Annotated in this window: 17 protein-coding genes and 1 pseudogene; 11 read left to right on the plus strand and 7 right to left on the minus strand. The window is 43.0% G+C overall.

From position 1 onward, the window contains the following. The first annotated feature begins 15 nt into the window (after window positions 1–15). The 9 genes from B3Q63_RS07625 to B3Q63_RS07665 all read left to right on the plus strand — a co-directional run bounded on the left by B3Q63_RS07625 (window position 16) and on the right by B3Q63_RS07665 (window position 10,748). Complete coding sequence (locus B3Q63_RS07625) at window positions 16–2,682, plus strand: DUF2345 domain-containing protein (RefSeq protein ID WP_296175452.1); 2,667 nt, start codon at window positions 16–18, stop codon at window positions 2,680–2,682. A gap of 9 nt (window positions 2,683–2,691) precedes the next feature. Further along, the gene (locus B3Q63_RS07630) at window positions 2,692–3,678 is read left to right on the plus strand and encodes a DUF2515 family protein (RefSeq protein WP_296175454.1); all 987 of its coding nucleotides are present in this window, start codon (window positions 2,692–2,694) and stop codon (window positions 3,676–3,678) included. Between the two features lie 14 nt (window positions 3,679–3,692). Continuing rightward, window positions 3,693–4,883, plus strand: a complete 1,191-nt coding sequence (locus tag B3Q63_RS07635) for a hypothetical protein (RefSeq protein WP_296175456.1) — start codon at window positions 3,693–3,695, stop codon at window positions 4,881–4,883. 224 nt (window positions 4,884–5,107) lie between these two features. Further along, the gene (locus tag B3Q63_RS07640) at window positions 5,108–6,046 is read left to right on the plus strand and encodes an alpha/beta hydrolase (protein ID WP_296175458.1); all 939 of its coding nucleotides are present in this window, start codon (window positions 5,108–5,110) and stop codon (window positions 6,044–6,046) included. 178 nt (window positions 6,047–6,224) lie between these two features. Further along, the gene (gene dapD / locus B3Q63_RS07645; RefSeq protein ID WP_183618859.1) at window positions 6,225–7,046 is read left to right on the plus strand and encodes a 2,3,4,5-tetrahydropyridine-2,6-dicarboxylate N-succinyltransferase; all 822 of its coding nucleotides are present in this window, start codon (window positions 6,225–6,227) and stop codon (window positions 7,044–7,046) included. A 241-nt stretch (window positions 7,047–7,287) separates the two neighbouring features. Next, complete coding sequence (gene queE / locus B3Q63_RS07650) at window positions 7,288–8,028, plus strand: 7-carboxy-7-deazaguanine synthase QueE (protein ID WP_201628860.1); 741 nt, start codon at window positions 7,288–7,290, stop codon at window positions 8,026–8,028. Window positions 8,029–8,144: 116 nt separating this feature from the next. Continuing rightward, window positions 8,145–9,326: a multidrug resistance efflux transporter family protein gene (locus B3Q63_RS07655; RefSeq protein ID WP_296175461.1), complete on the plus strand. Its 1,182-nt coding sequence runs from the start codon at window positions 8,145–8,147 to the stop codon at window positions 9,324–9,326. A 14-nt stretch (window positions 9,327–9,340) separates the two neighbouring features. Further along, complete coding sequence (locus B3Q63_RS07660; protein ID WP_201618801.1) at window positions 9,341–9,976, plus strand: trimeric intracellular cation channel family protein; 636 nt, start codon at window positions 9,341–9,343, stop codon at window positions 9,974–9,976. Between the two features lie 109 nt (window positions 9,977–10,085). Next, entirely contained in the window at window positions 10,086–10,748 is a 663-nt protein-coding gene (locus tag B3Q63_RS07665) for a trimeric intracellular cation channel family protein (protein WP_296175468.1), read from the plus strand. A 21-nt stretch (window positions 10,749–10,769) separates the two neighbouring features. On the opposite strand, the gene recJ is transcribed toward B3Q63_RS07665, so the two are convergent. Continuing rightward, window positions 10,770–12,623 carry a single-stranded-DNA-specific exonuclease RecJ gene (gene recJ / locus B3Q63_RS07670; RefSeq protein WP_201624892.1) on the minus strand — a complete coding sequence of 618 codons (1,854 nt, stop codon included), beginning with the start codon at window positions 12,621–12,623 and terminating at the stop codon, window positions 10,770–10,772. 518 nt (window positions 12,624–13,141) lie between these two features. Between recJ and B3Q63_RS07675 the strand changes: the two genes are divergently transcribed. Then, window positions 13,142–13,657 (plus strand): hypothetical protein, encoded by a 516-nt coding sequence (locus B3Q63_RS07675; RefSeq protein WP_201562808.1) that lies wholly within the window; start codon window positions 13,142–13,144, stop codon window positions 13,655–13,657. A gap of 156 nt (window positions 13,658–13,813) precedes the next feature. Here B3Q63_RS07675 and copM read toward each other — a convergent pair whose 3' ends face one another. The 5 genes from copM to B3Q63_RS07700 form a co-directional block, all read right to left on the minus strand. After that, window positions 13,814–14,578, minus strand: a complete 765-nt coding sequence (copM, locus tag B3Q63_RS07680; protein ID WP_296175470.1) for a CopM family metallochaperone — start codon at window positions 14,576–14,578, stop codon at window positions 13,814–13,816. A gap of 303 nt (window positions 14,579–14,881) precedes the next feature. Further along, window positions 14,882–15,571, minus strand: coding sequence for a DUF411 domain-containing protein (locus tag B3Q63_RS07685; RefSeq protein WP_296175473.1), 690 nt, complete (start codon window positions 15,569–15,571; stop codon window positions 14,882–14,884). Window positions 15,572–15,977: 406 nt separating this feature from the next. After that, window positions 15,978–18,251 (minus strand): nitric-oxide reductase large subunit, encoded by a 2,274-nt coding sequence (locus B3Q63_RS07690; protein ID WP_281490125.1) that lies wholly within the window; start codon window positions 18,249–18,251, stop codon window positions 15,978–15,980. 562 nt (window positions 18,252–18,813) lie between these two features. Next, window positions 18,814–19,731 (minus strand): HpcH/HpaI aldolase/citrate lyase family protein, encoded by a 918-nt coding sequence (locus B3Q63_RS07695; RefSeq protein ID WP_296175480.1) that lies wholly within the window; start codon window positions 19,729–19,731, stop codon window positions 18,814–18,816. 138 nt (window positions 19,732–19,869) lie between these two features. Next, entirely contained in the window at window positions 19,870–20,307 is a 438-nt protein-coding gene (locus B3Q63_RS07700; protein WP_296175483.1) for a DUF1971 domain-containing protein, read from the minus strand. A gap of 296 nt (window positions 20,308–20,603) precedes the next feature. Here B3Q63_RS07700 and B3Q63_RS07705 point away from each other — a divergent pair, with 296 nt between their 5' ends. Continuing rightward, on the plus strand, window positions 20,604–22,085 hold the full coding sequence (locus B3Q63_RS07705; RefSeq protein WP_296175484.1) for an MFS transporter: 1,482 nt from the start codon (window positions 20,604–20,606) through the stop codon (window positions 22,083–22,085). Window positions 22,086–22,278: 193 nt separating this feature from the next. Here B3Q63_RS07705 and B3Q63_RS07710 read toward each other — a convergent pair. Further along, window positions 22,279–22,385: pseudogene (locus B3Q63_RS07710) on the minus strand (IS982 family transposase); the annotation flags it as partial.

A 22,385-nucleotide genomic window follows, 5' to 3' on the forward strand; every position in this document is an offset into this window, starting at 1 on the left:
AATGGGACAACAACCATGCTACGTTTGCTCAATACGGCGCTACCCATGCATCTTGATAGGCTCTATGCCAGTGAAGGCAGTAGCCAAGCTCCTTATGCCAGTGCCAAACAAGATATTACTGTTCATCAAACGTGGCAACATGAATTGCTCAATGCCGAGTATGAGACAGCTATCATTGAGCGCTTAAATCCTAATAGCGGTTATCAGCATCAGCAGCATGGTATCGACACTTATGTATTACAGGTCTACATTCATGAAGGTCATCATTTACCCTTCTCTTCTTGCACTGCTTTAATTGGTAGTCCTTTAACCTTATGCTTTGATACGCCGAATGGCAGCAGCTATCGCCATCTATATCTAACCGCTATTTGTCAATTGGATCATGATGGCAGCTATGGGTATTACCGCCTACTCGCCCAGCCTATTACTTATCGTTTGCATCAACATTTAAGCAGCCATATAGATACTGAAACTTCTGTCCAAACGATTGTCGCACAGCGCACAGCGGCGCTAGACATAGAAGTCATCGATGACAGTACTAGTAATGAAGATGCAAGCTGGACACCTGCACGTATGACCCAATGGCAAATAAGTGATTGGACACATATTTGTGAGCGGCTCTCGCGTCAAGGTTTAACCGCTTACCTGCGTCATCAGCAAACTTTTGAGCACCGCCCGCCAAAGCTCATCATAACCTCAGCGTATCCAAGCGATGGTGATAACATCAGTCAGAATATAGGCTCAGTGCGTTACCAGCAAGTACTACATGATCGTGTTCATGCGCCTGTCTTAGCAATCAGTGAGCATGTTACGGTACAACCTGATTCTGTCATCATGCAACGCTTCAATGCCGCAAAGGTTGCACACCCTACTCAAACGGCTGAGATTATTTTTGGCGATAACCACCCTAAACAAAATAACGGCAACGACAATACGCTGATTTTAGACAGTCCTGCCGCCTTTGCTCCAGTGACGGATACCGAAGCCATAGATGAGGCGGCTATCATCGCAAACAGCCATCGAAGTCAGTATAGCGTCTATCATGCTCTCACCCATGCTACAGATTTGAATATCGCTGACACCTTTGTATTAGTCGAGCATAGCGCACTGAATCAGCATTACCGCACCACTCATATCGTACATTTAGCACGTAATAGCCTCGCTCATATGACAGGATTAACAAATAGCCGCCGCCATCATCAGCGTCACGCTTCTTCTTTAGAAGCTGGCACTCACCTAACCCAACTTAGATTAATCACTGCTGATACTCCGTGGGTCGGTCAGCTCTATAGTAGACGCGCGTTGCCACCGATGACGGGCATCACTGAAATGCAAAATGAGATTGATAGCCGTAATCATATGACGCCGACTAAAAGCTATTTATTAGATAGCCCCGCCCAAGCAATCAATCGATTAGAGGCACAAGCAGGTGCTAATTACGGCAGTCACTTCACCCATAGGGCTGATGACCAAACCCTCATGCAGTCTATCGGTGATGGTGAACATTTAATTAATATTGGTAGCCTACTGTCATCTACGCGCCCAAGTCTATTTGCTACGGACAATGAACAAGCGGTCGAAAGCGGTTATCGCAACACGGGTAACGGCCTATCTGAATGGGTGACTGACCATCGTACAGAGCAAGCTTACTCTCAGCTAAAAGTAGACAGTGCCGGGATATCTGCCAGTCTAAAAATGGGGGTTATTAATCCATCAGACACCGCCAAGCGTCAAGGCATCAATGCGGCTACTAACGCCCAAGTTAATATCAAATCAGGTGAAGCCTTAGCCCTTTCCACTCAACCGCAAACGCACGCACAAACAGGACAACATAATTACCAACACCACACCCCGACCCTCACCCAAACTGGTCTTGGCGGTCAGCACTTAGCGGAGCGTTTAACGCAGCTAGCAACGGGACTTGGCAGACAAGTGAATGACCATAAGGCGATTAAAACCCAGCTTGAGACTATTGCAGAGGAACAGCAAACCAAAACCCATCAAACAACGCCATTCACGCTGATTGATAGTGCGGCTGATACCGGCTATGTCAGTGACGACCTACTTATTCACCGGTCAATGGGTGAAATGATAATGACCACGCAGCAAGATATGATAATCAGTAGTGGTGATAGCCATAACCAAGTCAGCAGCGAGTCACTCAATATAATAGCCGATGGTCAATTTAGTATGACCAATGCGAAAGAAAATATCACCCTTTCTGCGCATACAGGAAAACTGGAAGCGACGGCAAAGCAGGATGTGAATATCGCCTCCTCGACCAAAGAGGTTGAGATAGTGGCAACGAATAAGATTACGCTGACGGCTGGCGGTGCGAGTATTACTTTGGATGGCGCAAATATTACGATAGCGGCTAAGCAGTTTACTGAGAAAGCTGGGAAGCATAGTAAGGCTGGGGGCGGAGTTGATAGTAGTTATTTATCGCGCCTACCTTTTGATAAGCTGCTAGAAAAAGAATTCTTTGATGAGCAGGTCCAGTTGGTTGACCCCATGGGTAATCCATTACCTGATTTAGACTACTTATTAACGGGCAAGAATATAAATATTAAAGCGAAATCAGATATTGAAGGTAAGACGCCTCGCGTAGACTCGGGTGATAAAGAGGATGAACTAAAGGTAAAACTAGTTTGGTCTAAGTTTAATAAGAAAAACAATAAATAAGGGAAAATTATGGTAACCAAAGCAAAGGCTAAAACCAATACAACTTTAAATAGCTGGTTGCCAACGACATGTACCTGTGAAGAGTTATGGTCTGTCTCTCAACAGTTCTGCCTAAAACGCTTGAGTGAGGAAGTATCAGCAAACTCTTACAATTTTGTAGATAGTTATAGTGTAAGAGCAAGACGAATAGCAGGTACTTATGCAAGGTTTTATTTGGAAACTGAAGAAAATGGTAATTCAAGTAAAAAAGGTCGCTTTTATTGGATGGCGCTCGGGGCCTTTGCGAGCAAAACTGTAGCTTGTACGCTAGAGCATTGGACACTGACATCAACTAAGCATGGCATTGTCGTTACTGCTAGTGATTGGTTTGGCCAAGGCAATTTTTGGCTGTTCCAAGATATCGCAGGATGGCATCATTATTATAGTAGATTTGGATCAACAGTTTTTTTCAACTGTATAGATAAGCGCAATACAAGTACGCTCGTTCCTGAAATAAAATCAGCTATTGATAAAGCAGACTGGGCAGCAGAATCTTTACCCAAAATTAATAATCTCAGAAGCAACGAATTTATAAAAAAAGGCTTTGATGAAGTTAAGAAGTTCGAGAATGCTCGTCTTAAAAACAATAAACTAAAAGCTCAATACCAAAATTTATTAATTATAGCTGAACATGAACAAGGTGAGATTTTACAGCCTCTAATATACGAAGGCTGGAGAAACAGGCGTGAAATCGATTCAATGGGAATGTTTAGTTGGCTTGCACCTAATGTTGCCTTGTTTTTTACTAGTGATTGCTCTACTAACACTGAAAGATATATCTCACATGCGCCTGAGGGTACTGTAGTTTATGATTATGACAGTCGTATGACATGGATCAATCAGGTTGCTAAAAAATTTCATGGCTTGATGCAAACTGAAACTACCTATATGGAGACACAGCTGCGAACCATGGCAGGCTGGTACAACAAGGCAGACCGTTGGGTCAATTTTAATTAGATAAGTAGATGAGTATGTTTAAACAATTAACTTATTTTATTTTTTATATCTCCATTATTTTAACGGCTACTTCTTGCCAAGCCGAACCAGAGGTCACTATGCCTGATAAACCGTTAGAGATTGTTTTAAATACAACTGCAAAAGCATTGTATGAGAGCAATCCTGAATATACAGCGTTTCAAGAAAACGATGCTCAGCCTATGGGAGTTACGTTTCAAGGCTATAACTTTCCTACTTCTAACATGGCAACCACCACCTTTATTTATCCTAATGGGCAAATAACTTTAAATAATGTCGTTACGGTTATGGGGTTAGATAACCTCAAAGATAATGACCGTTCTTTAGAGTTTCTTTCCATATCTTTTTTTCTTCGTGATGAAAGTAATAATATTACTGACGAAAAAGCCTACGATCAAACTATGACTTTATTTGATGAGCTTGAGAATAAAGGATGGGTTTTTAATTATAGTATTGGATCTCCACGTCTTTTTAAACAAGACAGCTTTGATTTTACAATTGCGGATCATACAAGCGATTTAAATTTAGACTTTACTTACCCTCTCACCTTTGAAGAATGGATGCAACTAGATGATATACATACATGGCAACTACGCCATGGTACAGATGTTTTTATGGATATACGTTACAACAGGCAAACCGACCCTGCCACAAACAACCGATATTACTTGATGGACTTAGATATTCTTAGTGAAAAAGAGTTAGTGCAACAGATGGTAGACTCCGTAAACAGAAATAGTTGGGATCAATACTATCCAGAAGAATACAAGGATTTACCGCTAGCAAGATTACAATCAGAGACCCAAGCATTAGAGATGGGCTTAAACATTCAACAAGATCAGCCCGACTACACCCTACCCCTTGTACTAGAGAAGACAGGTATTGATACCAGTAAGTTTGTATCTATTGATCCCTATAAAATAACTTACGAAGAGTTTATCAAGCGTCAGGAAGCTGGCGAAGATATGACGCCCTACTACGAAAACCAGCCCACAGCTAAACCTGAAATTACTAGTCAAGCCAAAGGGCGTTGCCCAGCGAATCAGCCTTGCCCTAAATCAGGCTACTGGTTTACCTTAGCAAAAGCAGATAGCCGAGCTTACTTCAAACAGGATGATATCATGCCCAATTATCCTAATAATAATTGGGGTCAGGTGATTTGGCAGTTTGATGGTGAGAAAGGTTAGTTGTATTCTGTAATTTGTCCGTATTGAAACAAATGCTTAAAAACATAAAACAAAAGCATTTATACCCAGACTATTGTACGATAACCTTAAACGAGTAAAAAATTTGACCCTGTAACGCTTGGCGATTAGAGTGTTCGTCCCCATTATTTATTTTTATAATAAACCTTTATACCTATATATACTGTCTGTATGTTAACCCTTCACCATTCAAGGACTGGATTTTTATGAGTCACACTGAACAAATTACTTCTTCTGATAACACTCATTATTTACACCATACTTTTTTTGAGCCAAGCGATGCTAGTACGGCGATTACTGCCACCTTACTGATTGTGCATGGGATGGCGGAGCACAGTGGCCGCTATGCAGAGTTTGCGCAGTTTTTAGCGGATAATGGCATTGCGGTTGCCACTTATGATCAGCTTGGTCATGGGCAGACCGTTAAATCGGCCGATGATTTGGGTTTTTTTGCTGAAGAGCATCCGGTACAGTCGTTATTAAAAGACGTTATTATCATGGCAGACAGCCTAAAGGCGCGCCATCCTAACGTACCGCATTTTGTCATGGGTCACTCAATGGGCTCGTTTATTGTGCGTAACGTCCTCAAGCATCATGCGCAGAACTTTACTGGTGCAATTCTAATGGGCACGGCTGATGCCAATCCATTGACCAAAGTACTGCTGCCGATTAATAAAATCTTAGCAAAAGCCGCTCCTAGAAAGCCAAATACCGTCTTTGCCAACGTGATGAATAAAGTGCTCAATAGTAAGCTTGATAATCGTATTTCTTCCTCAGAGTTTGCGTGGCTAAATGAAGATCCTGCGGCTATCGAAGCGTACGAAGCCGATCCATTGACGGGTTTTGACTTTACCAATAATGGCTTTTTGACCTTATTCACCTTAATGGACGCTGGTCTCAATAAAAACTGGGCGACAACAATTGCCAAAGGCTTTCCTATGTTATTGGTCAGTGGTGAGAACGATCCTATTGGCGATATGGGCAAAGGTATCCGCAAAATTGCCAGCTGTTTAGAAAAACAGAACTTTAGTGATGTCGAGCTTCAGCTTTATCCGCACATGCGCCATGAGCCACTTCATGAGCAGAATAAAGCATTGGTTTATCAAGATATCTTAGAATGGATAACGAGCCATACTCCTAATTAATAACTGCATTAAGCATCAATAACAGTACTGCTACTGGCGCTTAAGTTATTTGCTAAAAGTCGCCAAATTAGCGACAATACAGCAAGCCCGTTTTTTAGTTAAAACGCTTTTATTCACTTTATTAGCACCGCTCTTTTTATTCGTTTTTATTTACCTTCCATCAATTTTAGGAATATTTATGTCATTGCAACAAACCATTGAACAAGCCTTTGAAAATCGTAACGAATATAGCCCAGCAACCATGCCAAAAGACGTACGCGATGCCATCAATGAAGTGCTTGAGCAATTAGACAACGGTAGCTTGCGTGTGGCAGAGAAAAAAGATGGCGAATGGGTGGTCAATCAGTGGGCTAAAAAAGCGGTTTTATTATCATTTCGTTTAAATGACAACTATGTCCAAGCTGCGGGCGAACACGTGCAGTTTTATGATAAGGTGCCAACGAAGTTTGCCAACTGGACAGAAGCGCAGTTTAAAGAAGCCGGCGTACGCGTGGTACCACCAGCGGTTGCTCGTAAAGGCTCATACATTGCAGCGGGTGCCGTCTTGATGCCATCGTACGTCAATATTGGCGCTTATGTCGACCAAGGCGCGATGGTAGATACGTGGGCTACGGTTGGTTCGTGTGCCCAAATCGGTAAAAATGTGCATCTATCAGGCGGCGTTGGTATCGGCGGTGTCTTAGAGCCTCTACAAGCCAATCCAACGATTATCGAAGACAATTGCTTCATCGGTGCGCGCTCTGAAATCGTTGAAGGCGTGATTGTAGAAGAAGGTTCAGTGATTTCTATGGGTGTGTTTATCGGGCAATCAACGCGCATTTATGACCGCGAAACGGGCGAGATTCATCGCGGCCGTGTACCAGCAGGCTCAGTCGTCGTACCCGGTAGCTTGCCATCAGAAGACGGCACTCACAGCTTATATGCTGCGATTATTGTGAAAAAAGTCGATGCGCAAACCCGTGCTAAAACATCAGTCAATGAGTTATTACGTTTAGCCTAATGCTTTATTTATTACGTTAATTGTTTTTATCATAAAAGATGCTGGGGCTGACTCCAGCATCTTTTTTAATGCTTTATGGCAGGTTAATAGCAGCTTAATGGCAAGTTTAATGTAAGACATTACGTTATAATCTGCATCTCGTTTGGACACTGAAACTCCGAGCGTTAGACAGATTATTAAACCTTTTTTATTTGATAAATGCTCACGGCATTATCAATCTCTAACCGTATTTGAAAATATTATGAGTGAGTTATCTTTACGCACATCATTGATTCCTGTCACCGACCCTGAAGCAGGGTTACGTTTGACCGAAATTTTTTATTCGCTGCAAGGTGAAGCGTTGACCTCAGGCTTGCCGACGATATTTGTGCGCTTGACCGGCTGCCCGCTGCGCTGCGTCTATTGTGATACCGAATACGCCTTTAGTGGCGGCGAACGCCAATCATTAGAAGCCATTATCACGACCATAAAAAGCTATCCGTGTAAACGTATCTGCTTGACTGGTGGCGAGCCATTAGCGCAGCCAAATGCCATTGAATTAATGCAGCGTTTGTTAAATGAGGGTTATGAGATTTCACTTGAAACCGCAGGGGCGCTGACGGTCGAAAATGTGCCGCCCGCAGTCAGTAAAGTGATGGACCTGAAAACGCCAAGCTCAGGTGAAGTCGATAAGAATCTTTGGTCAAATCTTGACTATCTTACGGCGCACGACCAAATCAAATTTGTCATTATGAACCGCGCTGATTATGAGTGGGCGAAAGAAAAACTACTTGAGCATCAGCTCGATAAATTGGTTGGTACGGTTTGGTTTTCACCGATGTTTAATGTTGCAGACGATGTAGCCGATAGTAAAGCAATAAGCAGCCCTGAGGTGCCCGTACTGGCACGTGAGCTGGCTGAATGGATGCTGGCAGATGCCTTACCGGTACGTTTTCAATTGCAATTACATAAGATTATTTGGGCCGATGCCAAAGGTAAATAACCGTCTAATATCTGCATAAGTCATGCAAAATGACAGTCAAAATAAATAAGATAAATCAGCAACCTAAAGATAAATACACTCTAAATAGCTAACGAGCCGACTGCAAGGACGCATGAATGGTCAAACTGATTTTATTGGGCTTATTGGCGGGGGCGTTCTTTAGCTCGACATTTATTTTAAATGAGCTGATGAGTAATGCCGGTGGTCATTGGTTTTGGTCAGCAAGCCTACGCTATATTTTTATGTGGCTGATTATTACCGCCATTATAATCCTGCAACATGGTTTTGCTCGCATCAAAGAGCTAACGACCATTTTTCGTCAGCATTGGGGTTTTTGGTGCCTTACCGGCAGTATTGGCTTTGGGTTATTTTATACAGGCATTTGCTATGCGGGCGACCACGTCGCAGGCTGGGTCGTTGCCGCTACCTTTATGTTTACCGTGGTAACAAGCCTTATTGTATTAATGGCATTTGGACAAAGGTTTGACAAGAAATTTATCATTTATGCCTTTTTGGTTTTTATCGGGGTGGTATTGGTCAATGTCAGCGAAGGCTTACGCGCCTCTGCCCTCGCCGATATTGATAGCGCGCCGATGGCAGAAATGCTACTTTACGGTGCCCTACCTGCACTAATCGCTGCCTTCAGTTACCCAATCGGCAATCAGCTGGTCTGGCAAGTCTCCCACAACTCGCGCAAACACAATTCTCGTAAACACAGCGAGAAGCTGCAACCAGCGCGAGAAGCCGATAGTAAACTTCATAACAATAAAAATCATAACGTCGATGCTAACCAAGCGCTTATCTCAGAAGCTTACGATTTATCTGCTGCCCTAAATAGTGCAGCAGATAATAGCATGACGTTAAATACAAATCCTACCGTAGAAGCTAAACCCGCCTCTACCTTACAAAACCTCATTGCCCGTATTCCTGCTATCGAGACGACACTCCTACAAAATGCCTTTAACAAAATCTGGCTCATGACCCTCGGTAGCTTGCCGTTCTGGGTAATTTTAGGCGTACTTATACATCCCGAGCCACCGGCAACCACACAAATTTTTAACACCTTGCTAGTCGCACTGTTGGCTGGAGTGGCAGCGACGAGCATATTTCTTTATGCACGTGAACAAGCGGTAACCTCAAGTGAGGTGGCAGGCGTTGACTCGACCCAAGCCAGCGAGGTAATCTTTGCTTTAATTGGCGGTATACTATTGTTGAATAACACGCTACCCTCAGCATTGGGATTGGTCGGTATTGGGCTAATTATGCTAGGGCTTATATTGTTTGCAAAAGACGGTTGAGGCTCAAATAAATCATGATAAGTAACTTTATTTTTCCTGACATTCTGCTGTATTTATTAGATATGGTGGGCGTCATTGCTTGTGCCATTGCGGGCACTTTGCTGGCGCAGCATAAAGGCTTTGATATTGCTGGCTGTATTTTGGTTTCTATGGTCAATGCCATTGGCGGCGGTACATTACGTGATATGGCGCTCGATCGCCATCCGCTATTTTGGATGACTGACCTCAACTATGTCATCGTCATTACCGTTACCTCGCTTATTCTACAAATTTTCTTTCATTTGTATCATAAGATTGATAAAGCGCTTAAGTTCTTTGATGCGATTGGGCTGGCGGCTTTTAGTGTGATTGGTTTTAAAGTGGCTTTGGCGCAAGATGTGTCGCCGGTTATTGCGGTTATGATGGGGGTTTGGACGGCGATTATTGGTGGCTTATTACGTGATATTATCTGTAATGAGATACCTCTGCTGCTACAGCGTGAGATTTATATCACTGCCAGTATTGCAGGGTCTGTAACGTATCTGGCGCTTGATTACTGGGGCGTTGACGCGGTTACCAATGAGTTTATGATGTTATTTATCATCTTTGCTGTGCGTATGCTGGCGCTTAAATTCGATTGGCATCTGCCTTCTATTCGCTTGGTCGATTAACGAATTAGTCGTTTAGCCGCTTATCATCATGGCCGAAAAAATAGCACTGTTTTAATATCCATGCTTTAATAGCAGGGCTTTAATAGCAAGGCTTTAATGAGAAAAACGCATGCTCACCATTGCTTTAGATTCTGAATTGATTACTACTTTTAACCCGCGCTCGCTGATTTATCTGTTTGATATGATTGGGATTGTCGCTTGTAGTATTTCAGGCACGATATTGGCCAAGCATAAGAATTTCGATGTCTTTGGCTGCTTACTGGTATCGATTGTGACTGCCATCGGCGGCGGTACGGTGCGCGATGTGATTTTGGATCGTCATCCGCTGTTTTGGATGGTAGACATGAGTTACCTGACGGTTATTACTATCTCTTCGCTGGTGATGCAGATATTCTTTCATCCCAACTCTAGACGTGTTGATAAATTCCTCAAGCTCTCCGATACCATTGGGCTATCAGCCTTTACCTTAATCGGCATCAAGGTTGCTGATAGTATGGGCGCCAATGTGCCGGTGGCATTATTACTGGGGGTGATTACCATTATTGTCGGCGGTATCATCCGCGATATGATTTGTAATGAGATTCCGCTGGTGCTACAGCAAGAGATTTATATTACCGCCGCTTTAACGGGCGGTATCCTCTACTTTGCACTGCACAATCTTGGCGTGAGCGCTTGGATTGCTGATATCTCGGCAATGGCGACGATTTTTACCTTGCGCATGCTTGCCATTCGTTATGACTGGCAATTTCCAACCATTGAATGGAAATATTAAAGCATTCAAGCCTAGCAACTACTAGCTTTCCTCTACTGTTTCTTTTACCAGCGCCAAATCTTTAACCATCAACTGCAAGCTTTGTTTGCCGTTCCACTCGTTAATGTCTAGCTGAAATAATAAATGCACTTTTTCGGCGCGGTAATCCCAAGCACTACTATCAAAATTGAATTGGATTGCCTCAATCGGATATTGCACATCGGGATAACGTAGCGACAATTTAAGATGTTTGTCTTTTAATACTTTAAAGCTTAATACCTCAAATACACCGTCAAATATCGGCGGCGCAAAGCCATGACCCCAAATGCTGGCATTGGCTAAGTGCTCCGCAAACCATAAGCTAAAGTCAGCCGCTTGCAATGGTCCATCGGTAAATTTCTGCTCGGCAAATACCTCATCATCCATCTGCGCCATCACTTCGTTAAATGCAGTCACAAAGCCATCAAAATTACGACGTTTGATGGTTAAACCTGCGGCCATGGCATGACCGCCAAAGTGGCTGATTAAATCAGGATAACGTTCGGCTACTTGCTCAATCGCATCACGAATATGCACGCCTGCGATAGAGCGCGCCGAGCCTTTGATGGCATCATCACCACCCGTGCGCTCTGTGTCTGCTGGCGCAAAAACGATACTGGGCAGATAATGGCTTTCTTTTAAACGTCCAGCGACAATACCGATAACCCCTTGATGCCAATCGTCTTGATATAAAATAATACTGCGATTTTGATTATCAGCCGCCTGTTTCTCAGTTTTAGGCTGGATAAGATTTTCATCGCTCTCGTCAGCCCTATTATTAATATCACCAGTATTCACATTAGCATTAGAATCAGTAGCAGCTAACGCTTGTACAATGCTATCCGCTTGCGCGCGCATCTCGCCTTCGACATGACGGCGGGTACGGTTAAGCTGTTCGAGCTCTTGCGCCAAACGCTGTGCGGTGCTCCAATCATCGGTCAATAAGCACTCGATACCGATGCGCATATTATCCATACGCCCAGCGGCATTGATACGCGGACCTAAAACAAAACCAAAGTCCTGCGCCTGTAATTGCTTAGGGTCACGACCTGCTTGTTCAAGCAATGCCAATATGCCAAGCGAGCAGCGCCCTTGACGAATGGCATTTAACCCATGATGGACTAAAATGCGATTGTTTTTATCAAGTACGCCCACATCGGCAATCGTCCCAAGCGCGACCAAATCTAAATACTGGCTCACTTGTACGCTTGACTTGCCTGCTTCACGGCGTAATTTTGCCAAGCGTCCAAGCACATAAAACGCCACGCCGACACCGACCAGTGCCTTACTGTTAAAGTGACAGCCGAGCTGATTGGGATTGACCACCGCTTCGGCAGGCGGTGTCTCTTTGGTGGTCAGGTGATGGTCAGTAATAATGACAGTGATACCATCAGCCTGCGCCCGCGCCACACCGTCGTGGCTTGAGATACCATTATCCACCGTCACAATCATGTCGGGCTTATAAGTCTTGATACCTAACTCGACAATCTCTGGCGTCAGACCATAGCCATACTTAAAACGGTCAGGTACTAAAAAATCAACGACTGCGCCCATCTTTGTCAGCGCGCGCATCATCAAGGCGGTACTGGTTGCTCCATCGCAATCAAAATCACCGACAATTAAAATACGCTGCCCTTCATCGATAGCAACATCTAATAGACGCACCGCTTCCGTGACGCCATGCAGCATTTCGGCTGGCAGTAAACCAGACAGTCCTGTTTCAAGCTCATCAGGCGCAGTGATACCGCGACCAGCATAAAGCCTAGCAAGGGTAAATGATTGGGCGGCAAGTGGTTGCAACGCGGCGGGCAACTCGTCGATGCGAGTGCTGTTATAACGGGGGGTTAAATTTAGCATGTTGGTATTCTACTGGCTTTGGCAGATAGCCACAATGGGAATTTTTAGCACTGTCGTTTAGGTTTAGCGATTGCGTTGGTGGGTCTGATGGCGTAATTTATATTCCATGTATTTTATCGTCAACTTTAAATAAAATGAATCTACTAAATCATTAAGCGCGGCTTGAATAGGTTTTTTTTGCTTGCTGTGCCTACAGCAGACAGAGGCGGCAGAAAACATATTCAAGCGCCGCTGTATTTTGTGTGTATTAAATTTACTCTATGCCAAACAAGGGTTATATATGGCGCATTTCTAAATCCCTTCTTTCTTAGCCGTTACTTATTTACAAAAACGGTGCAGAGTGACTGTAATTTTCTGCATTTTGCTACAAAGCAATGATTGTATGGGGCGTATAAATCCATAAAATGGTAAACATCTAAGATGACTTATTAGAAAATCATAAGATACTTATCATTTTGCAATTTTTTCTTTTAATATATTAACCATTTTCTGTTTTTTAAACATTTTAAGGACGCTTTATGAAAACCACTCCGCTTGCTGAAAAACTGCCTAATACCATCGATCCAAATTTAGATCTTGAAAAAGTTAAAAAAGACTGCGAAAAATTGGTCAAAAAACGCGCCAAGCTGTCAGCGGGTGTTGCCATCGTTCCAGTACCATTTTTTGACGTGGCAGTTGATGCCAGCATGCTAACCATGCTGTTACCTGAGATTAGCGAACGTTTTGGTCTGATTGAAGGTCGTCAGTCTGCCATTGATTTAGAGTCACGCGCCATTCATTGGGCGGCGCTAAAAGACCGTACCGTTGACTTTGCAGGCTTAATGGCAACACGTGGTATCGTGAAAAAGACCGTCCAAGGCTTTGGTGGTCGTATCGCAGCCAAGCAAGTGACCAAATTTATCCCACTTGGCGGACAAATGGTTGCGGCAACCATGGGTTATATGATTTTCAAAAAAATCGCCACCGACCATATCAATGAATGCTATAACTTGGCAAAAGATATTCAGCAAAAACAGCATGGTAAAAACGTCTAAAAGCATAACAAATCGAAAGCTTAATAACTAATTAATAACTTAATAATAAGCTAAAAAACAAACCCAGCTAAGAATCTCTTAGCTGGGTTTTCTATTTAAATTTAATTACATAAAGTATATTATGGCAAACTTCTAGCTACTTTTTACACCAAACTTCTAACTATTTTGTTTGGCAATCCAGTTTTGCATTTGCTCAATCTCAGACTGCTGAGCATCTATAACAGCTTGCGCTAGCTTACGCATTTCGGCATCTTTGCCATATTTCAGCTGCACTTTTGCCATATCAACCGCGCCGACATGATGCGGCAACATACCACGTGCAAATGCCATATCAGGATTAGGATCAGCAATACCCGCCATCATCTCATCATGCATAGCATCCATACCATCGGCATAGGCTTGTTGCATGGCTTTGGTATCGGGTGTGGCCTCAGCTGCATCGGGATAACTGGCTAGCCACGCCTGCATTTGCTCAATTTCAGCTTGTTGAGCATCGATGATGTCTTGTGCCAGCTGGCGCATCTCTTTATCAGTACCATATTTCAGCTGAATCTCTGCCATATCAACGGCGCCAATGTGATGACCTAGCATCCCTTTGGCAAAGGCGGCATCTGGATCGTTATACTCCATCCCAACCATCATCTCGTCATGCATCTTTACCATAGAGTCATTGTATGCTTGATGCATCGGCGTCATATGTTTAGCACCTGCCATCGTGCCCGCTGACATATCGTGACCGGCATGTGGATCTGTGGCGGCTGCAGTATCGTTAACATTATCAGTATCATTAACGACCGCTGTCTCTTCTGTAGCAGGGGCAGTTTCAACTTTGTCATTGGTAGGCTGACAGGCACTAAGCAGCAATGCCGCACTGATACTAGCAGTGAGAACAACAAGACGTGAATGATGAGTGATTTTCATGGTATATCCTTTATGTAAGTAGACAATAAAAAATGGTAAATCAGTTAAGATTTACCAATAAAAAACTATTAAACGAATGTGCTAAACGCCGTTACGTTAGAATCATCAGTGAGAATTTCACATATAGGTTCATTTTTTCTTGTTCTGAATGATTCATAAAGCAGTCTCCCTCTACACGACTCAGGTCGTTATGATTGTTGTTATGACTGCCTTTATATGGCTTAGGCTATTTAAAAGTCAACCTATTGTAAAAGGTACTTCTTCTTTTACTAGCTTCTTTTATGAGTTTCATATTGTATGAGCTTATAACTGCTGCTCAGCAGATTCAATATCTACATATACTTGGTTTGTACCATCTTTGTTTATTTGCATAATTTGATAAGGTGCAAATTGACCTTGATATTCCATACCCGGACTGCCGACTGGCATACCAGGAACAGCAAGCCCGATTGCTTGTGCCGGTGGATTGGCTAAAAACTGAGCGACATATTTAGCTGGTACATGCCCCTCAAATACATAACCGTCGGTTGTCACCGCAGTATGGCACGAGCGCATCTCTGTCGGCACGCCATAACGGTCTTTGAATAATGACAAGTCTTTTGGATGCTGGCTTGTCGCTGTAAGGCCATGATTTTGCGCATGCTCTATCCAGTCTTTACAGCAGCCACAATTGACATCTTTATAGACGGTCACTGAGACGTTTTTGAGTAAATCAGAATGTTGAGCTTTAGCATTTATCGTAGCAGACTGGTTAGGGTTTTCTAAATTATCCGCCGACGTATTATTCAGCGAAACTTGGGTTTGCGCCGAGTTCGTATCAGCGGCACTGCTATCAGCATTAGTATCTGCCTTAATATCTGCTTGATTACAGGCAAAAAGCGTCGACGCCGCTAATACTATAAAGCTGCCGCGTAGGGCTGTCTTTACGAGCTGATTAGGTTTTAGCTGGCGCGATTTAGATTGACGACTAAATTTAGTGGCAAGGATAACCATAGTAAATGTCTCGTTAATGATAAAAATGGCAGGTATTTTTAGAAATGCATGGCGTTGATAGTTGTAGTAATAGTTAGAGCAATAAAGCTCTAGCATTAAAATATTAAATAAAAAGTATAACAACATCAGTCTGACAAGCAGATGACGCTAAGATGACAATTTTGTCATCTTGCCAGCTTAGCATAGGAATAGCGCTCACATTATTCTATGATTGATGGCAGAAAATTCAGGAATATCGCAACTGCGCTAGCATAATAAAAAAAGCAAAGAATCTGAACTTAAACTGCCTTTTCATTAACCGCTTTTTATTAACCGTTTTTTATTAGAAAAGACCTTTATTTAAGCCCTAAAAAAGCCCTGCCATTGCAGAGCTTTGTTATTTTTAGCGTTGTTAATAATTTAGATATTAATCGTTCACTGGGTTTTCAGGTTGGTAGTTTGAATGTGATGGTTTTGCAAAGGCAAACTTAACCACCTGCAATGCCACACAAACGGCACCAGTGATCAAGACCACGTCACCAAAGGTACGAATCCAACGCAGTGTCTGCAAGAAATCTTGTTGTAAGAAGCCTTCACTACGAGCGTACCATAGACCTTCGGTCATTGATGCGTGCGCTTGGAAAATACCAATCGGTAATAAACTGGTGACAATCATCAATACCAAGCCTGCATTTAATGCCCAAAAACCGGTTTTGATAAGATTTTCACTAAACACATAATCTGGGCGAATATAACGCATGACCAGTAAGACAAAGCCGATTGCTAAGAACCCATAGACCCCAAATAGAGCGGCATGTGAGTGAACGGCTGTGGTATTTAACCCTTGTAAATAGAACAGTGACACAGGCGGGTTAATCATAAAGCCGAACACGCCTGCTCCCAACATATTCCAAAACGCGACAGCAACGAAACACATGATAGGCCATTTGAGCTTATCCATCCAGGGCGCTTGACGCTGCATAGACCAATGCTCATACCCTTCGTAACCTAGTACCACTAAAGGTACCACTTCTAAGGCACTAAATGAGGCGCCGATTGCCATGACTGGCGTGGTTGTGCCTGAGAAGTATAAATGGTGGAAGGTACCGGGTACACCGCCGAGCATAAATAGCGCCGCAGAAGCGATGGCAGAACCAGTGGCGATTTTTTTATTAACCAAGCCTAAGTTATAAAAAATAAAAGCCAATGATACGGTGGCAAATACTTCAAAGAAGCCTTCTACCCATAAATGTACCACCCACCAGCGCCAGTATTCCATGATGGTTAAATGTGTACGCTCGCCGTAGAACAAGCCAGCACCATAAAATAAACCAACGCAAACAACTGATGCAAAGAATATCGCGAGTAAGTTTTTATCGCCCGGTTGTTTAAATGCCGGTAAGCAACCGCGGGTCATTAATACCAACCAGAACAATATACCAACCCATTTTAAAATCTGCCAGAAGCGACCAAGATCAATAAATTCATAGCCTTGATGACCAAACCAGAAGTTATATTTCGCAGGCATAATACCAGCAATAGCAAAGTATTGGCTAATAAATGAGCCAACGACGACGATAATTAACGCCACCCAAAGTATATCAACGCCCAATTTTTGATACTTAGGATCTTTACCGCCATTGATAAGCGGTGTTAAGTACAAGCCTGCCATCAAGAAAGCGGTAGCAATCCAAAACAATGCGGCCTGAATATGCCACGTACGCACTAGTGAATACGGGAAGTAATCGGCGACGGCAATACCATAAAACTCTTGCCCTTCAACGGTATAATGCGCGACAAAACCGCCGATAAATACCTGAAAGACAAACAGCCCCATGACTAAAACACCGTATTTCGCCAAGGCTTTTTGCGACGGCGTTAACGCTATTTTGGTTAATGGATCAGCGTTTGGTGTGATTTCCTTAACGTCTTCTTCTTTACGTAAAAATGACCAACCCCAAATAAGGAAACCCACCCCAGCAATTAAGAACACCACACTGGCGATAGACCACATGATATTTTCTGAGGTTGGGACGTTATCAATCAGCGGCTCATGCGGCCAGTTATTAGTATAAGTGGCATTGGTACCCGGACGTTCGGTAGACGCCATCCAAGTGGTCCAAAAGAAAAAGTTGGTCAGTTTTTGTCTGTCTTCAATATCTGCCAAGGTATTGTTTTTCATGGCAAAGTTTTCACGCGACTTTTGCAAGGACGGCTCATTACCATACAAGCCAATATAATAAGGCGCCACTTCATTGATGGCAGCGATACGCGTATCGGACAACACCACTTGATTTTTATCATTGGTATTGCTACCACGGTATTCTTTTTTCAACTGCGCATTGAGCACCGCTTTTTGATCGTCTGTGGTGGCGGCGAAATCATGCCCATATAACTCCTGTGCTCTGATGTCCAACCAAGCGACAAGCTCTCTATGTAACCAATCTGCAGTCCAGTCGGGTGCTTGATAGGCACCGTGCCCGAGCACTGAGCCAAGCTGCTGGCCACCAGTACGCTGCCAAGCAGATTGACCATCCAAAATATCTTCTTCTGTGATTAAAACCTTCCCATTGCTATCAATATACTGATCAGGGATAGGAGGTGCGGTACGATACACTTCCACGCCGCCCCAACCTAAAAAGGTAAAGGTAACCACGAGGACGGCGATTAAGCCCCACCAATACTTCTTGTACTCGCCCATATCTTGCTCCTACTGGCTAGATAAATAATTTGAACACTTAAACATTCATTTAAAATGAATGTTTATAAGCGTCATGATTCCAAAAATGAAAAAAATAATGTTGCCCGCGCGATAAGTCTATTGATAGCTCTGATTAATAGTTCTGCAAATATTAAGCCTACTGCCTTAGCCTTAGTCTTAGTCTTAGTTTTGATATTTAGGTAAGAGTAAAGGTTAATAGCTTAAATTTAAGATTACCTCACTGACCAATTGATAGACTTTATCGCTTCGATGGCTAAAAGTATTTGATGGATATTTACATCTAGCATCAAACTGGAAATATAATAACATTCATTTAATATGAATGTTAAGAGTTATTTCTATTTATTCTTATTATCATAATAAACTGTACCGCTCATTCTTTATAAAACAACCCATTAACCTCGCCATAAATTTCCAAAACATTGGGGCGAATATCAAAGCCAGTTAATGGATTATGCATAATGAATAGGCATAAAAAAACCAGATAGCATTGAACTATCTGGTACGTGGTTAAATTACTCTAAAACCAATATCGTGCTAATTATTTAGCGCTTGATAACACCTGATAACTACGCTCAATCACCGGCGCATCAACCATATTACCGTCAACTTTAAAGACTGCCTGCCCGCTGCGCTCATATTCTGTGACCACGCGCTGCGCAAACTCAAGCTCGCTAACCGTTGGTTGCAGTGACTGCTTGACGACGTCAACTTGCTTAGGATGGATACAAAGCATGCCGGACATGCCCATCTGCGACCATAGTTGCACACGATGATGCAGCCCTTCATTATCATTAAAATCTGCATACACACTATCAATCGGCGCGAGCAATTGATGGACTTTTGAGGTCAGGATAAGCTGATAACGAATTTGATTGGCAATAATATCCGCTGACGCTGTGCCCACTTGCACTTGTAAATCATTGCATAAATCTAAAAAACCATAGCTAAAGGTAAGCAGCCCTGAAGCTTTTGCCATCTCCTCAATACGGTATAAGCCCATGGCATTTTCTATCAACGCAATCACGGGCAGTCTCGTTTCTTGATACACCCTTTCGATATCTGCTGGCTGTTCAGCTTTTGCTAACAGAACACCTGCTAGCTTAGGCAATTGCTGACATAGCGCTAAATCTTTAACAAATTCCGCACTGCTCGCTTGATTAATACGTAGCCAAATCGGACGATAGCTTTTAGCGTCATGCTCAGCATCATAATATGCTTTTAATGCTACGCGAGCTTGGGCTTTATCTACTTGTGCCACCGCATCTTCTAAATCAACAATCACCACACCTGCCCCGCTAGCAAAGGCTTTTGCTACCCGATCTATCCGCGTTGCAGGAACAAATAACCATGTCTTGGTAGCCGCAAGCGATTCAATCATTACTCGGTAATTTTGCGATTCAATATGGGTATCGCTGCTCGTGTTTTTATGGGCAGGTTGATTGCTAGAAGCTGACATGCTTAGTTCCCATAGATAGATAGGTAAATAAATAGATGAATAGGTAAATAATCATCTTAGCAACATTTAGCATGATTGTGCCATGACAAAAGCGCTTGTCATAGCACCATAACTGTATAGCACAATCACTTTATCTGGTTAAGATTCCTCTGGTTTATCAAATAACTTCTCGATAGGTTTACTATGGATTTTCGAGCTATTAAACAGTGATTTATTACCGCTATCACCTTCTGTCCAAAAGTTGATATTAAACTGGGCATCGTCACTTAATTCTACACGATGCCAATATTGAGGCGGGCTGACCGCAAACTGCCCAGCGTTAATAACCACTGTCTTTTCTGGTTCAGTGGCCGCTTCATCAGCAAAGCCATAAAAGGTCACCGTACCTTGCATGACACAAATTTGTCCGTAGACGCCTTCCGCCGTATTGTGATGGGTTAACAAGGCGTTAGGCACTTTATCTTTGGTGAAGAAGTGTGTTGAACGTTTTATTTTCCAATGGCTTGGAATGACGGGATTGGGATTGGTGGTGCTAGTGGTATTTTTAGTATTCGTATTATTTGTAGTGGCACTCATGATAACTCCTTGGCTAGTTTGCTTGCTGTAGATTTTTATCTCAATCTGCCTTAAAGGTTAATATTCAATTGAGAATAATTATCATTAATATAAAATAGCACTTTTTAAAAGGCTTTACCAGCCTTGTATGAGTTTGATTATTAATAAAAATATAACGCCCGAAAATGCCTACCTACTCCCCATTAAGTAGTATAGAAAGTAGACCCTATACTGCTTTCGCTCAATAGTTATGACGCCCCCTTTATTGCTATCTTGTGCCCATTACCGGCATCAGAATTTATAATGGGGACATTATCATGCATGCAAAAGAATTACTCGAGGTTGAACGCCGTGAGATAAGGGCGCTTCACTATACGTGGATTGCTTTTTTTCTCACCTTTTATGTCTGGTTTAATATGGCACCGCTAGCAACCTCGATGCTACAGACGGAAAGCTATTTAACCCCTGATCACATCAAATTATTTTTAATTGCCAACGTCGCGTTGACGATTCCGGGGCGCGTCATCGTTGGCATGGCATTGGACCGCTTTGGTCCGCGTCGCGTGTTTTCTATCTTAATGGTAGTGATGGCTATACCGACGTGGTTTTTCGCATTTGGCGACTCTGCCATGCAACTATTCGTCTCGCGCTTGTTTATGTCTATCGTCGGTGCAGGCTTCGTCGTCGGTATTCATATGACGGCGTTATGGTTTAAACCAAAAGATATTGGCTTTGCTGAAGGCTTTTATGCTGGCTGGGGAAACTTTGGTTCAGCGGCAGCGGCGATTACCATTCCAACCGTTGCCTTACAATTCTTTGGCGGCGATGATGGTTGGCGCTGGGCAATTGCACTATCTGGTCTATTAATGGCGCTATACGGCGTGGCTTATTGGTTTTTAATCACCGATGGACCAGAAGTTGGTACGCATAAAAAATCCCGTAAAGCTGGCGCGTTAGAAGTGTCGACTTGGAAAGACTTGTGGTTATATTGCTTATTTATCGTTCCTTTATACGGCGTATTGGGGTTGCTGGTGTATCGCACCCAAGCGATGGGATTTTTAAGTGCGACGGGCGCTATCATTGCTTATAGCGTGATTGTATTGATGGTCATTTATCAGATTTATAAGGCTATTAGCGTCAATGTGCCCATGCTTAAAGCCGGTATTCCAGAAGATGATAAATACCCGTTTAAATCGGTGGCGGCGCTGAATGTCAGCTATTTTGCCAACTTTGGCGCAGAGCTAGCGGTGGTTTCTATGCTACCGATGTTCTTTGCTGCGACTTGGAAACTTGATCCGACTGCGGCTGGTTTGATTGCCTCTACCTTTGCCTTTGTCAACTTATGGGCGCGGCCACTTGGCGGTTATATCTCCGATAAAGTCGGTAATCGTCGTTTGGTGATGCTGATTTATATGTTCGGTATTGGTATTGGTTTTGCGCTGATGGGTATGCTTAATGCCGAATGGCCGCTATTTATCGCCGTGGTCTTTACCATTCTGTGCTCAGTGTTTGTACAAGGGGCAGAAGGCGCGACCTTTGGGATTATCCCCTCGATTAAGCGTCGTTTGACCGGTCAAATATCAGGCATGGCAGGCGCTTATGGTAACGTTGGTGCGGTATTCTACTTATTTATTTATACCTTTGTAGAGCCCAATCAGTTCTTTTATATCATTGCAGTCGGCGCGCTGATTGCATGGGTTGTCTGTTATTTCTGGTTGGCAGAACCAGAAGACGCCTTTGGTGATGAATATAAAATGTCATCCGTTGATCGTAAAATTGCGGCAGAAAGTAAATACTAGAAGTAAGTACTAAAAGCTGATATTAGCCGTTAATATTTATATCAAAAACTAAGACATAACAATCATACTCTCAGATTGTGATGTCCAAAACTAAAAACCCACCTAGCATATTGTTAGGTGGGTTTTCAGTTTTAAATAAATGATTACTTAACCCCAGTTCGGGATAAGCCACATTGTAACTCATTGATACTATTTACAATGTGGCTACCTGTCTCTGCTGAGGCATGTTTTTGATGGTGGGTTTATAGGGAAACCAGCAATAAGCAATTAAACCTAACAGCAAGTTTGTGATAAACCCCG

It is taken from the genome of Psychrobacter sp. UBA2769 (genome assembly GCF_002352555.1).
Taxonomy (GTDB): domain Bacteria; phylum Pseudomonadota; class Gammaproteobacteria; order Pseudomonadales; family Moraxellaceae; genus Psychrobacter; species Psychrobacter maritimus.

What these genes read in the sequence shown, in the direction of transcription:
- B3Q63_RS07625 (WP_296175452.1), top strand. Translation starts at nt 16, where the DNA reads ATGCTACGTTTGCTCAATACGGCGCTACCCATGCATCTTGATAGGCTC.
- B3Q63_RS07630 (WP_296175454.1), top strand. Translation starts at nt 2,692, where the DNA reads ATGGTAACCAAAGCAAAGGCTAAAACCAATACAACTTTAAATAGCTGG.
- B3Q63_RS07635 (WP_296175456.1), top strand. Translation starts at nt 3,693, where the DNA reads ATGTTTAAACAATTAACTTATTTTATTTTTTATATCTCCATTATTTTA.
- B3Q63_RS07640 (WP_296175458.1), top strand. Translation starts at nt 5,108, where the DNA reads ATGAGTCACACTGAACAAATTACTTCTTCTGATAACACTCATTATTTA.
- dapD (WP_183618859.1), top strand. Translation starts at nt 6,225, where the DNA reads ATGTCATTGCAACAAACCATTGAACAAGCCTTTGAAAATCGTAACGAA.
- queE (WP_201628860.1), top strand. Translation starts at nt 7,288, where the DNA reads ATGAGTGAGTTATCTTTACGCACATCATTGATTCCTGTCACCGACCCT.
- B3Q63_RS07655 (WP_296175461.1), top strand. Translation starts at nt 8,145, where the DNA reads ATGGTCAAACTGATTTTATTGGGCTTATTGGCGGGGGCGTTCTTTAGC.
- B3Q63_RS07660 (WP_201618801.1), top strand. Translation starts at nt 9,341, where the DNA reads ATGATAAGTAACTTTATTTTTCCTGACATTCTGCTGTATTTATTAGAT.
- B3Q63_RS07665 (WP_296175468.1), top strand. Translation starts at nt 10,086, where the DNA reads ATGCTCACCATTGCTTTAGATTCTGAATTGATTACTACTTTTAACCCG.
- recJ (WP_201624892.1), bottom strand. Translation starts at nt 12,623, where the DNA reads ATGCTAAATTTAACCCCCCGTTATAACAGCACTCGCATCGACGAGTTG.
- B3Q63_RS07675 (WP_201562808.1), top strand. Translation starts at nt 13,142, where the DNA reads ATGAAAACCACTCCGCTTGCTGAAAAACTGCCTAATACCATCGATCCA.
- copM (WP_296175470.1), bottom strand. Translation starts at nt 14,578, where the DNA reads ATGAAAATCACTCATCATTCACGTCTTGTTGTTCTCACTGCTAGTATC.
- B3Q63_RS07685 (WP_296175473.1), bottom strand. Translation starts at nt 15,571, where the DNA reads ATGGTTATCCTTGCCACTAAATTTAGTCGTCAATCTAAATCGCGCCAG.
- B3Q63_RS07690 (WP_281490125.1), bottom strand. Translation starts at nt 18,251, where the DNA reads ATGGGCGAGTACAAGAAGTATTGGTGGGGCTTAATCGCCGTCCTCGTG.
- B3Q63_RS07695 (WP_296175480.1), bottom strand. Translation starts at nt 19,731, where the DNA reads ATGTCAGCTTCTAGCAATCAACCTGCCCATAAAAACACGAGCAGCGAT.
- B3Q63_RS07700 (WP_296175483.1), bottom strand. Translation starts at nt 20,307, where the DNA reads ATGAGTGCCACTACAAATAATACGAATACTAAAAATACCACTAGCACC.
- B3Q63_RS07705 (WP_296175484.1), top strand. Translation starts at nt 20,604, where the DNA reads ATGCATGCAAAAGAATTACTCGAGGTTGAACGCCGTGAGATAAGGGCG.